Here is a 14,825-nt window from a genome sequence, read left to right as displayed (position 1 = left end):
TGTATGAGAGAAGAGGTTCCTTTACGGAAAAGTTTTTGTTTGATCACCGGTATTGTGAGCGCGAAGTGCGCATGTTTGAAAAAGGGGTCATCCTATGAATAAGATATTTAAAGTTGTTTGGAGTAAAACGAAAAATTGTTATGTGGTTACGTCGGAGCTGGCGAAGAATCATACGAAGAACAACCAAACGAAAGCTGAGACGTCTGCAATAGGGCGTTTTTTTAATGCTGCCTTTGTTAGTAAACGCTGGAATACAATGACAGTCCGAGCGGTCGTGGCAGTGTTAGCATTAACCGGACTTACCGGTATTACCTTTAATGTGAGTGCAGCGGATACAGATGCTAACACGAATCCGACAAGCGAACATTTTGTGTCGGTTAACTTTCAGCCGACTACAACCTATAGTGGTGTGGCGTTTAACAAGGATTATAAAACCTTTGCCACCAATGTGTATACGGCCTATGTAAATAAAATAGTGCAGTACGAAACAGCGATTGCGCAGAATGTGTACAATGGGACAACTACCGATGCGGCTACGCTGGCTACTTACGCTACGGATTTGCAGAAGTATGAAACGGACTTGCTGAACTTAGGCTATAATCAGACGCAGATTAATAACCTTAAAGTAAATAACATTAAAGGGATTACTCGTACATATGATAATGGTAAGTTAATTTTAACTGTTGATGCCAATGCGATGAAAACAGCCTACGCAGATGCGAATACGGCAACCGGCGCAGTAACATCGGCACAGTCAAGTGATACGGATCAGACGGCGATAGATACTGCAACAACCACTATGTTGGGGAGCAGCAACTATGATAATAATCAAGCGATAGGCAAGCAGAGTATTGCTATTGGTTTTGCTGCGTTGGCGGACGGAAGTTCTCCCAATGCGGTTGCGCTGGGAGCGAACACACAGATTACCGATTCTGATTCTGCCGTTGCCTTAGGGGCGAATAATGCTATCCAAAAATCAAAAGGCGCGCTGGCGATGGGGAATAATGTCACCATATCTAACTCTTCCGGTGCCATTGTTTTTGGTGATCGTGTAGCGGGAGGCGATGGTAAACTGTGGGCAGCTGTTACCGACAATGCAAAGGAATCGGTTGCCATCGGCTTAAATGCCTATACAAGTAATGCACCATATGCGGTAGCCATTGGTTCGAATGCTCGAGCTTATAATACGGGTACCAAAAGTGATGGGCAAGAGTCAGTTGCAATCGGTTATAATGCGAGAACAAGAAATATGTCCTATTCTATAGCTCTTGGTTCCAACGCACAGGCAGAAGATACGAGTAATACCTCTGCTTACGGTAATAGTATCGCTATAGGTAGGCAGGCAACAGCAAATACTTCAAATTACTCGATTGCTATTGGTAGTGATCCAACACACCAACAGGGAGCTAATGCAACTGGCTCTACAAACTCAATTGCTATCGGTCATAAAGCTAAAGTAACTAATGCTACAGATTCTATTGCATTCGGAAGAGAGGCAAATGCAAATGGTAAAACAGGAGCTTTGGCAATTGGATCAGCTACAACAGCAAATTCGGATTACTCCATTAGTATGGGGTATAACACAAAGAATAATGGTACTTCTTCGATTGCGATTGGTAATAATGTACAGTTTGCTAATACTAGTAACGAAAGTATCGTTATCGGTAATAACATAAAATTAGAAGGTGGGAGTAAAACATCTACCAGTTCTATTTTGATAGGTGGAACTGCTTCGGATGGCTCGCGACCATCTATTACAAAAGTTAATGGTGGTGATATGAACTATTCCGTAGTCATCGGTGCCGGCGCAAGAGTATCTGATGCGCTACTGGGAACAGATGCAAAATATTGGATAAAAGGCATTGCTGATGAGACCGTTTTTCCTACTATGCAATCTGTTACTAATGATGATGACGGTATTATCGGTGGTAAAGGCGAAGGTACCGCCGTAGGTAACTCTACTTGGGCTTCCGGACAAGCAGCGGCTTTTGGTAATAATGCCTATGCTTTGGGTCGTTCTTCGATTGCCATCGGTAATGACGACAATGCCGCTTATTATGACTCTCGATATAACGTATCAACCTATGATGCAGAGCATTACTATAATAGCTTGTATAAGCAGATGTTACTGCAAAAGTCTAATCCATATGATGTAAATAGCTCTGTTAATGGGTATATATTAGATAAGAATGGTAATCTCATTCGAGCTAACGATAGTATGGGGCGTATACGATATTCTCCGACTATGGCAGTGGGACAAGGATCCATGGCTATTGGTTCTCGTTCCATGGCCTATGCGGATAATGCAACAGCCATCGGTGCATTAACATTCGCTATCGGGAAGGGTTCCACTGCCTTAGGTACCCTTACTCGTGCCGAAGGGGCTGCCTCCATGGCAATGGGGAATAACTCCTACGTATTTGCGAATAACGCCATTGCATCAGGTTCGAGTTCGCAGGTATTGAGTGAAGGTGGTAATGCCTACGGTTACAGAACATACGCCGGTGGTAAAAATTCATTAGCAGTAGGTAGTAATGCCTACGCGAATGTAAAAATAAACTTTGGTACAAAGGATGGTCATGCCGTTTTTGATGCTAATGGATTATATAACAGCGATCCCTCTCGCTATGCAAAATCAATTTTAACCGGCAAGGATTTAAAGGAGATTACTGCAAATGATGATTTAATTACTGCTGATGGACTTAATGGCGATAAAAGCTATCTGGATAACTTAGATGATTTGCTGACGGCGGATACCAATCCGGGGTTAACGACGGCGAAGGCGGAAACAACGACCTTCCACGGTGTAAGTGGTGTAGTCGTTGCTGCTAAGGGAGAAGATGATCCTAATAAAAATGCAGAGAACTCTATTGTAATCGGTAACAATGCGATTGCCACTGCCGGCAATGCCATTGCTATGGGTAAGGGGGCTATTATAACAGATGATGCCACCAACGGTATGGCTCTTGGTTCGTACTCCATGACGACAGGGCGTAACTCGGTGGCATTAGGCTTGGCCTCTCGCGCTACCGGTATCAACTCGATGGCAGTAGGCACCGCATCATCTGCCAATGCTGAAAATGCGTTGTCCGTAGGTATTGCCGCTATCAACGAAGGGAAAAACTCCTCAGTTATCGGCTTCTCCTCAGGTGTTGCTCATGATTCGGAAAACTCCATTATTTTCGGTACTAACTCTGTTATTGATGCCGGGGTAACGAATTCAATCGTAATTGGCACCGGCTCCAGCATCGGACGCTACTTAATGGATGATGGCCACTTGCTTCGAGAAATTAATACGGAAGTAGGCGGCGTGACCGGTGATTCCGTAGAATCTTTTAAGCAGGTTAAAACTGATGAAAATAAAAAGATTGACGGCGCTATGGCAATTGGTGTTAATGCGCGTGTATATAATGCTGAGTCAACGACAGATTCTACGGCAACGACACGTACCAGTGAAGAAGGGAAGACATTGGCCCGTGAAAACGGTAATAATGCTATGGCCATCGGTAATGGTGCGGAAGCATGGTTGGAAAATTCAGTTGCCTTAGGGGTAAATTCCGAAACGGATTACACACCTGAACAGATGGCGATGGTTGCTTGGCGTACGCCGGGGGCCGTAGCGGCTTCTACCGATGTAAATACAGGCATTATCTCTATCGGCAAAAAAGGAATGGAACGCCGTCTTGTTAATGTAGCAGCCGGTGCTTATGATACGGATGCCGTTAACGTGAGCCAGCTCATGCAGTTATGGGATTCCATACAGCGCGAAATGAATCCAATCGATTTAAATAACGGTGTTCACTTCGTGGCTACTAACTTCCAGCAGATTAATTCTACTCCAACGACTGACTATGCGACTAAATACGGGGCGCAAGTTACCTATGATCGCTTTATCAGAACATTAAGCGAATACAAAGGGTATTTGATCAAAGCAGAATATGGTGGATCTACCTTAACAGACAAAGCAAATACTAGCTATCGTAAAGAATTAACACAGTTGCGTAATGATTTAGTTAATACATATGGTATTTCCCTAGATCAATTAAATGCTGATTCGAAGTTAAGTAATTTCTACGGCACGTTGACAGAAAATACCACCGATCACTTGTTACAGGTAAATTTAGATGCCGATGGCTTACATGCAAAATTTGATTTGCCTGAGTATGCATTACAGGATTTAGTAAAAGCCCGTGATGCTGATATTAGTGTATTAACGCAAGATGGTAATTATATAACAGGGATGACGAGTGATGCACTTACTGCCAAGCTTACCGAAATCAACTACGATAACTCCCAAGCTCTTACCGAAGGTAGTATCGCCATCGGCTATAATGCGCGTGTCGGTGAAAAGACAACTGACAATACCGGTGCTACTGCAATTAAGGGACAAAAGGGTGGTGTAGCTATCGGTTACGAGGCGCGCAACATGGCCGAAACGGATAATTTGAACGGTGCCAGCGTAGCCTTGGGTGATAAGTCTATCGTTACCGAAGCTGATGCTACGACAACAACAAAAGGCGTTTACTACACTAATGAAGCCAAAGATGGTATTACCGCTACTCCGAATGCCGGTGTTGTATCCGTCGGTACAAGTGCTGAAACAAAGACGGCTGACGGTATTACCTACAATCCTAGTACACGCCGTATTATCAACGTGGCTGCCGGTGCTCTCGATACCGATGCAGTAAACGTATCGCAGCTGAAATCGTTGGCAGCGCAGACAATTAAATTTACTGCTAATGGTACAACGACTGCTAGTGGTGAAGGAGAAACTGCAACAACGACTTCCAATGCAGCAACGGATGCTGTTAAAGTAGGTACCGAAAACGGTATGAACTTCAGCTTAAAGGGTGCCGATAATGGTAAGGACATTACTACTACGGCTTCGGGAACGGATGTTACCTTTACCTTGAATAAGGCAACGACAGTAACCGGTACAGGTGACGATGCTGATAAGGCAGTAACCTCCGGCGCCGTTAATACCGCTATTACAACAGTTAAAAATACAATTAATGCCTTGGATGGTAGGGTTACAACCAATACTTCCAGTATCGGTACGTTAAATGATCAGATGGCCCATACGATTGGGGTAACCGGTAATACAACTCCGGCTGGTACATCGAATGCAAAATCCTTAACAACCGGAGATATTTCCTTTGCTATTAATGGCGATGGTACAGATGTTACAACAACGACTACGGCAACCGGTGTACGTATTGCTATAGATAAAACCGGTAAGGTTGCAGAAGGTGATACTAAGCTTGTTACCGGGGATACGGTCAACACAGCGATTACTAATGCAAAGAATGCCGCAACTACGACACTGACCGAACATGCAGATAGTCCTGTTACAGTAACTAAGACGACAGCAGCTGATGGCCACTTCAACTACAACGTAACCTTTAATGGAACAAAAGCAGCTGAGCAGATTCCACTTACTTATAAGGCAAATGGAACTAGCAGCACAACTACGCCTACAGTTATGTTGTCTGACGGTTTGAATTTTATAAGCACCGATAACCTGACAGCTTCCGTAGAAGCAAACGGCGTTGTGAAGTACACTTTGAACAAAGCCCTTACAGGCATTAGTTCTATTAGTAATACTGCTACATCCGGAGATACAACGACAGGTACTACGATTACATTGAGCCCAACATCCAAAGAGGTAAATGTTGGTGGTGCCAAGATTACCGGTTTGGCTAATGGTAGTGCTGATAGTGATGCTGTAACGTACGGTCAATTTAGTAATCGTAAAATTAGTTTGAAGGGTAATAGCAATTCTTCTACTACAGAAAAAACATTGGCCAATGATGTATCTTTCAATATTGTCGGAGCCGAGGCAGCACAGGGTTCTACCGGCTCAGATATTACTACCGCTGCCAATGGTGATAATGTAACTATTACTTTGAACAAGGCAACAAGTATTGCTTCCGGTAATACGCAGGTAGCTACGTCTGGTCAGGTGTATGATGCAGTAACTAAGGCTAAGACAAAAGTAGCAGTAAATCCTGCCGAAAACGGAATTTTAACGGTAACAAATACTCCGGGCGAAGGCACTGCAGCTGATACATATACATTATCTATTAATCAGAAAACATTGGAATCGAATACGCAGTTATCCTATCAAGCATCGGGAGATAGAAAGGAAGGAACAACGTTACCGGGGAAAACTTCGCTGGCTACAGGTTTGAATTTCAAAACTGCAAATAACAACCTTACTGCGACCACCGATACAGATGGTGTAGTTACCTATGGCTTGAGTTCTACCCTGACTGATATTACAAGTATTACAGGCCCTAAGGGCAAAGATGGTCAAACAACGACAATGACTTTCGGGGGAGATAAAGGTCAGACGATTACTCTTACGGAAGGTACAAAGCTAACCGGTTTAGCTGATGGTGAAAATGGTAGTGATGCTGTTAACGTATCGCAGTTGGATAACTTAAAAAATAAAGTAGGTGCTGAAAATGCCGTATCCAGCAAAACGGATGCAACTCCGGGCGCTGCCGGTAAGGACGGTCTTGATGGTAAAGACCTCGGTACTCAGATTGCTGCAATTCGTGAAGGCGAAGCGGGACCGATGATTTACACCGATGGAGAAGGTAACCGTGTTGTAAAAGACGGGGATAACCTCTACACGAAGGATAGCTTAGCCGGTGCTGAAAAAGCAGCTGACGGTGCATATTACAATACAAATAAGTTAGCCGAAGCCGGAGCTAAGATTGAAAACGGTAAAGTCGTAGGCACAGACGGTAATGAAATTACTGACCCAGCTATCTTGGATAAAGTAAATGCAGCTAAGGTAGAACAGGTAAAAGACGTACAGATTAGTGCAGTCGATCCTAAGACAGGCGAACCGAAAGCACCGACCACGATTGGTAATGTTCAAAGTACGTTAGTGGCAACAAATCCTGAAGCTATAAAAGATCCTAACAAGACAGCAGGCGACATAGCATCTACGGCTATGACCGGTGATTCAAATGCTGAGGCCGGTACCATTGCCAATACCGGTTTGTTAAAGGCTGAAGGTTCCGTATTGAACAATGCAGCAACGATTCGTGATTTACAAACAGTAGCTAATGCAGGACTTACTTTCCAAACAAACAATCTTAAAGAGGAAGGTAACGAAGCGGGTAAAGTGCGGACGGTTCATAAAGCATTAGGTGAAACCTTGAATATTGAAGGTAAATCAGGTGCTACATATAGCGATAGTGATTATAGCTTCGACAATATGGTGACAACCGTTGACAGGGATATAGTTCGTATCGGTATGAAGAAAGCTCCGGAATTTACCAGCATAACCTTGAAGAATGGTACAGAACCGGATACTAACACCGTTACATTAACACCGGGTAAGGATACTGAAGATGGTACAACCACATTAACGTTGAACAATGGGAAAGATTCGGACAATACTGGAAATGTAAACACCAGTGTTAAGATTACCAATGTAGCAGCCGGTACTGATGCTAACGATGCTGTTAATGTATCGCAGTTGAATAACTTAAAAGAAAAAGTGGGTGCTGAAAATGCCGTATCCAGCAAAACGGATAAAACTCCGGGTGCTGCCGGTAAAGACGGTCTTGATGGTAAAGACCTGGGTACTCAGATTGCCGCAATTCGTGAAGGCGAAGCCGGATCTATGGTCTATACCGATGGTGAAGGCAACCGCGTTGTAAAAGACGGCGATAAGTTCTACACGAAGGATAGCTTAGCCGGTACTGAAAAAGCAGCTGACGGTACGTACTACAATATAGATGAATTAGCCAAAGCTGGAGCCAAGATTGTAGACGGTAAGGTAGTAGATAAAGACGGTAAAGAAATTACCGACCAAACTATCTTGGATAAAGTAAATGAAGCTAAGGTAGAACCGAAGTCTGTAGAAAGTAAAGATGTACAGATTAGCGCAGTCGATCCTAAGACAGGCGAACCGAAAGCACCGACCACTATCGGTAATGTGAAGAGTACTATTGGTCTTGATGGAAATGTAGGTACTGATGGTAAGACTCCTGTGATTGGAGAAGACCAAGCTAAAACCAATGTGTCTAATTTAGTTAAGGGCGATAGCAAAACGTCTCTTAACACAGTAGCTACTGTTGGTGATTTACAGGCTGTTGCACAAGCCGGACTTGATTTCAAAGGAAATACCGGTGATGCTATTCATAAGGCATTAGGTTCCACCTTATTAATTAAAGGTGAAGAAAATGCTAATTTTGATGACGGTAGTTTTGAATCTAAAAACTTAGCGACTAAAAATGATAATGGTACTCTTCGTATCGGTATGAAGAAGACACCAACCTTTGACGGTGTTAAGGTAAGCAATGGAACAAATACGGTTGAATTGAAACCGGGGGAAGAAGCTAATACCTTAACATTGACCAATGGTACTGATGGCGATAATAGTGCAATTAAGGTTACCAATGTAGCCGCCGGTTCTAATGACACGGACGCAGTAAACTATTCCCAGTTGAAAGACCTCATTGATAAAGTAGGTGCTGAAAACACCAATGCCGGTACAGATGGTAAATCTCCATCTACAAATCCATCCGGCAATGATGGACTTGACGGCAAAGATATGGGTTCGCAAATCCAGGCTATCCGTGATGGTGAAGCCGGACCGATGGTGTATACCGATGGAGAAGGTAACCGTGTTGTGAAAGATGGCAACACTTACTACAAGAAATCTGATCTAGTCGGAATGGAAAAAGCCGGTGATAGCTATTACAATATCGAAGCGTTAGAAAAGACCGGTGCCAAGATTGTGGATGGCCAGATTGTTAACGCCGACGGTAAGGTGCTTGAAGGCGATGAACTGAAGAAAGTACAGGATGCTGCTAAGGTTACAACCATGCCTAAGGCTGTAGATGCTAAGGATGTACAGATTTCTACGGTTGATCCTAAGACAGGCGAACCTAAAGCACCGACCACTATCGGTAATGTGAAGAGCAACTACGGTTACGATGGTATTGGTGAAAATGCTGAGGGCGTTACTAAAGCAATTGATGCTGCTCATGCAAAAACAGCTATGGATGGCGAAGATGGAAAATCTGGCTTGCTCAATGCGAAAGGTGCTGACCTTAACAAAGTAGTGACTGTCGGTGATTTACAAGCAGCCGCACAAGCCGGTCTTGATTTCACAACGAATGATAAAGTTACAGATACAGCAGGTACTATTCATAAAGCCTTAGGTTCTGCATTGGCTATCGAAGGTAAATCTGGTGCTACGTATAAAGATACTGAGTATGGCTTCGATAACATGGTAACAACTATTGATGGTGATAAAGTTCGCATCGGTATGAAAAAAGCTCCGGAATTTACCGGCGTAACCTTGAAGGATGGTACAGATTCCAATGCTAACACTGTTATACTAACACCGGGTAAAGATACTAATAATAGAACTACCTTGAACTTAACCAATGGTACTGATGGAAAAGATAATCAAGTCAAGATTACTAATATAGCCGCCGGTACTGATGCTAACGATGCCGTTAACTACTCGCAGTTACAAAACTTGGATAATCAGGTTAAGGAGTTGCAGAACGGTGAAAACGGTCCGATGGTGTATACCGATGGTGAAGGCAATCGCTTGGTTAAATCCGGGGACACTCTTTATAAAGCATCTGATGTAAAAGCAAGTGACTTGGTAACAAATGATGGCACACATTATGATGCAACGAGCTTACCGGAAGGGGCTAAGTTGAGCGATGATGGTACGACAGTTGTATCTAAGGATGGTTCTGCTATTTCTGAAGATGAGTTGTCTAAGGCTAAGCTTACTCCTGTAACTTCCAACGTACAGATTAGTGCGGTCAATCTTACGACGGGTGAACCGAAAGAACCGACAACTATCGGCAATGTGAAGAGTACTATTGGTCTTGATGGAAATGTAGGTACTAATGGTAAGACTCCTGTGATTGGAGAAGATCAAGCTAAAACCAATGTAGATAAGTTAGTTAAGGGCGATAGCAATACATCTCTTAACACAGTAGCTACTGTTGGTGATTTACAGGCAGTTGCACAAGCCGGTCTTGATTTCACAACCAATGATACAGTTACAACTACAGCAGGTACTATTCATAAAACCTTAGGTTCTACATTGGCTATCGAAGGTAAAGATGGTGTTACGTATAGCGATACCAATTATAGTTTCTATAACATGGTAACAACTATTGACGGTGATAAAGTTCGTATCGGTATGAAGAAATCGCCGGAGTTTACCGGTATTACTTTAAACAACATTTCTAGCAAGGTTGTCTTCGCTCCTGTTAAAGATGGAGCAGGCAATACTAGTTTGAAGGTATCCAACGGAGATACAACACCAGATGCAGATACGCGCGTAATCATCGACAACATTAAAGATGGCGAATCTCTGAACTCGGCAGTAACGAAGGGCGCTTTGGATAAAGCTGTAGAAGAGTTACACAATCGTGAAGGCGTAGATAATGGCACCATGGTGTATACCCATGAAGGTAAAACGCTTGATCGTGATGGTAGGAACTTCTATGAAAAGGGGTCGATTGCTCCGGATAAAGCTGAAAAAATAGGTACTACATTCTACAGCAAGGACGCTATGGCCAAGGATGGGGTAACGATTTCCGTTGAAGGTAAGGTAATCGATAAAGACGGTAATGAAATTACCAATCCTGACATCTTGTCTAACTATCAAGTGAAACCGGTTGATCCGTCTACGATTGAAATTTCTACCGTAGATCCGGCAACAGGCGAGCCGAAAGCACCGCAGACGATTAGTAGCGTAAAGAGCAATTACGGTTATAACGGTATCGGTACGGAACTCAATGACAAAGGCGAAAAAGTTCCGGCGAAAGGTGCCAATACGTTTATTACTAAAGGCGATGCACAAAAAGCAATGGGCTCCGTTGATAAAGATGGCAAGGTTATTAGCGAAGGTTTATTAACTGCCAAAGGTGCCGACCTGAACAAGGTAGCTACTGTTGGTGATTTACAGGCAGCCGCACAAGCCGGTCTTGATTTTAGTACCAATAATGATAAAGATAACAAGGAACAGACGATTCATCGTGCCTTAGGCTCCAAATTATCTATCAAGGGCAAGTTAGATAGACAATACAGTGCTGACTATGACTCGGATAATCTGGTGACTACGGTAGCTGATGATAACACCATTCAGATTGCGATGCTTCGCAAACCGGCTTTCGAAGGTATTACGGTTGAAAACGGTACAGACGGTGGCAGCGGGAAAGTAGATATTACTGCCGTGCCGGTAAATGGTAAGGATGCTACCGAAGGCATGACAATCAATCTTGCCGGTAAAGATGGTAAGAATGGAACAGCAGGCAATAACGGCGATATTCGTATTTCCGGTGTAGCCGATGGTGTAAGCGGTAATGATGCTGTCAACTACTCCCAGTTGAAAGATCTTATCGACAAGGTAGGTGCAGTGAATGCAAACGCCGGTTCGGATGCTAAATCTCCGGCAAATACCCCGGCCGGTCAAGACGGACTTGACGGCAAAGACATGGGTTCGCAGATTCAAGCTATCCGCGACGGTGAGGCCGGTCCGATGGTGTACACCGATAAAGATGGCAACCGTCTTGTAAATGATGGCGGCACTTACTATAAGAAATCTGATTTAGCGGGAATGGAAAAAGCCGGCGATAGCTATTACAACACCGAAGCATTAGAAAAGGCCGGTGCCAAGATTGTGGGTGGCCGGATTGTTAATGCCGACGGTAAGGTGCTTGAAGGCGATGAACTGAAGAAAGTACAGGATGCTGCCAAGGTTACAACCATGCCTAAGGCGGTAAATGCTAATGATGTTCAGATTTCTACCGTCGATCCTAAGACGGGCGAACCGAAAGCACCGACCACTATCGGTAATGTAAAGAGCAATTACGGTTATAACGGTATTGGAACGGAAGCCGATGGCAAAACTCCGGCGAAAGGTATTGTCAACGCAATTACGCCTAAAGATGCTAAGACAGCTATGAACGGGGCAAAAGATACTGACGGAACAGTAACCGGTGGGCTCCTCAACGCAAAAGGGGCCGACCTGAACAAGGTAGTTACTGTTGGTGATTTACAGGCAGCCGCACAAGCTGGTCTTGATTTCACAGGCAATAGTTATACAACTACGCATGATGATGAAAAAAATCAGGATGTTAAGACTCTTGATACAGCCCATACTACCTTAGGTGGTACGATTGCTATCCAAGGTGGCACCGAGTACAATGCAAATGATTTCTCCGATAAAAATATTTCCACTAAGGTTGATCCGAAGACAAAAACAATTTCGATTAACATCAAGAAGAATCCGGAATTCGACTCGGTCATCCTCGGTCAGCCGGGAGAAAATGGTCAGCCGGATAAGCAGGTAACCATCAGTACTGCGAATGGCAACGAAGTCAACTTTACTTCAACACATCCCCAAGACGGAGATACGAATGTAGTTCTCTCCGGCATCAAGGATGATCCGGCTCGTCGCGATACGGCTATTACCCGCGGTGCGTTGGAAGATCTTGGTATTCTCGAAGGTGAAGTAGGACCGAGCCATATTGCCGGTTCGGATGTTGGCGGTAACCTTTCCAACGGAGATAACTTGAATGATTACTCCTTGACCAAACAGGTACAGGCGCAGCGTGAAGGGTTATCCGGTAACGTGGTGTACACCGATGCAAAAGGTAATCGTTTAGTCAAAGCCGGTACAGATTCTACAGTGCGGCACCGTTGAATAAGTATATCTTGGAAAGCAAGCTTCGTCAGGATCCGTTGACCGGAATGTGGTTTAACATTTCTGATTTCGATGAAGATAACAAAGTTAAGGAAGACGCTAAGAGCAACGGACTGACTGCCGAACAGTTAGCTAAAAAGGCAGGCGTGTCGGAAACGCAGGTATCCGATATCAAGCTGTCCGCAGTAAACATGTCCGGCGATACCAATACTCCGACCGAAATCGGTAATATCAAGAGCACTATCGGTCTTAACGGAACTTCGCCGAAGCTTGATGACAAGGGGCAAATTGTTCGTGATGATACAGACATGCCTGTTATGGTTCCGTCCGTGGCGATTAGTGCAAAGGATGCTAAGACGGCTATGGACGGTGGTACTGATAGCTTCGGTGTAGAAAAAGATGGTCTCCTCAATGTAAAAGGTTCGCAGCTTAACACGGTGGCTACCGTTGGTGATTTGCAAGCTGTGGCACAAGCCGGTCTTGATATTACTGCGAATGCGAATACCGAAAATACAAATGCAGATCCTGCTAAGGGTGAAGTAAGTAGCAAAACTCCGATGCATCGTACATTAGGTAGCCAATTCGCTATTAAGGGCTCTGATAATAATGATAATTCTGATTTCAAGACGAACTTCAGTACAGAAAATATCATGACCCAAGTAGAAGGCAATATTGTTCGCATCGGAATGAAGTCGACACCTGTATTTAAAGAAGTTCATTTTACTGATAATGGTAGTATTAAGCTAGGAACTAACCAGAACGGTAACTTGACGTTGACACAGAATGGGGCAACCTATGAAGTGGCTACAAAGAATGATGGCTTCTACATCAAAGATGCTAATGGAAATAAAACCTTAGTACACATTAACAATGAAGATGCTATCGAATTCAATAAGTACTTAACGGTAACAACAGCAAATCCTAAATCTGATGATACATCTGCTACCGGCAACACCGGCACAACAGGTAGTACCGGTTCCGGCACATCTACTGGCGAAAATGTAAATGCAGGTACCACTACAGGCGGTAATACAACAGGAGCCCCCACTTCTGATACAACACCGAAGGCGGTAGGCACTGTGGATGTAATCGTAAAAGATGTTCCTAAAGATGATAATGATATTGCCAATAAGAAGTATGTAGATAAGCAGATTGGCGATATTATTAATAACTTCAATACGAAAAATGAATTGGAAGGTCAAGGTACTATTGCTACCAATACGTCCACCGATAAATTGGCAGTATCCGGTGTTACGGTTAAGCAGTATTTAGATGATAACTACATGACGCGTCCGGAAATCAACCGTCGCTTTACGGAAGTATCCAAACAGGCAAATGCCGGAACAGCAGCGGCTATGGCTGCCGCCGGTATTCCGCAAGTAACCAATATGTATGATGATAATCTGATGATTGGTGCCGGTGTTGGTTCTTACGGTGGTGAATCGGCTGTTGCCATCGGTGTATCCGGTACGAATGACGATCGTGATATTACCTACAAGATTGCGACTACCTATGACAGCCGCGGTAAATGGGGCTTATCTGCCGGTATTGGCTTCTCCGTAGGTTCAGGTCGAGATAATCCGACGAAGCCGGAACGTAAGACGATGTCCGAACGTATCGATCGCTTGACCGCGGAAAATAAAGAGCTTCGCAAGGCTAACGAAGATACATTGAAAGCATTGGATGAAGCTAACAAGAATCATTTGATGTCCTTAGAAGCAGCGAATAAAGCACAGTTGGCTCAGCTTCAAGAATCCGGCCAAGCCAAGATTGATGTCATCAACGCCACCAGTCAGGCTAAGCTCGATGCGATGAAGAAAGCAAACGAAGCGGAACTCGATGCACTTCGCAAAGCAAATAAAGCAGAGCTTGATAAACTCCGCGCGTCCAATCAGGCTGAAATTAAATCATTGACGGAAAAGAACAATCAACTTCAACAGCAAGTTGAAAAATTAGAAGCAATGATGAATCAGTTGATGGCGCAGAATCAAGCAAAGGAAACAACCGCCGCACCAACAACTAAATAGGTATAATCATTAAAGGTATAGCCATTAAAGGCATAACCATTAGAAGATAACTATTAAAGGCGTAGCCGGTTCAGTAATGTTTCTAATTATAA

The 14,825-nt window shown here is 43.8% G+C and carries 2 protein-coding genes; both read left to right on the top strand.

Annotation, left to right across the window (positions count from 1 at the left end; genetic code table 11):
• Positions 1–94: 94 nt before the first annotated feature.
• A complete protein-coding gene (locus tag Q5873_RS02395; protein WP_303059106.1) occupies positions 95–12,706 on the top strand; it encodes an ESPR-type extended signal peptide-containing protein in 12,612 nt (4,203 codons plus the stop codon).
• Entirely contained in the window at positions 12,703–14,733 is a 2,031-nt protein-coding gene (locus tag Q5873_RS02390; RefSeq protein WP_303059105.1) for a YadA-like family protein, read from the top strand. Before Q5873_RS02395 ends, Q5873_RS02390 begins: the two co-directional genes overlap by 4 nt.
• The last annotated feature ends 92 nt before the right edge of the window (positions 14,734–14,825 follow it).

It is taken from the genome of Veillonella magna, from assembly GCF_959600285.1.
GTDB classification, from domain to species: Bacteria; Bacillota; Negativicutes; order Veillonellales; family Veillonellaceae; genus Veillonella_A; species Veillonella_A magna.
This window is presented reverse-complemented; position numbering and strand designations above follow the sequence as displayed.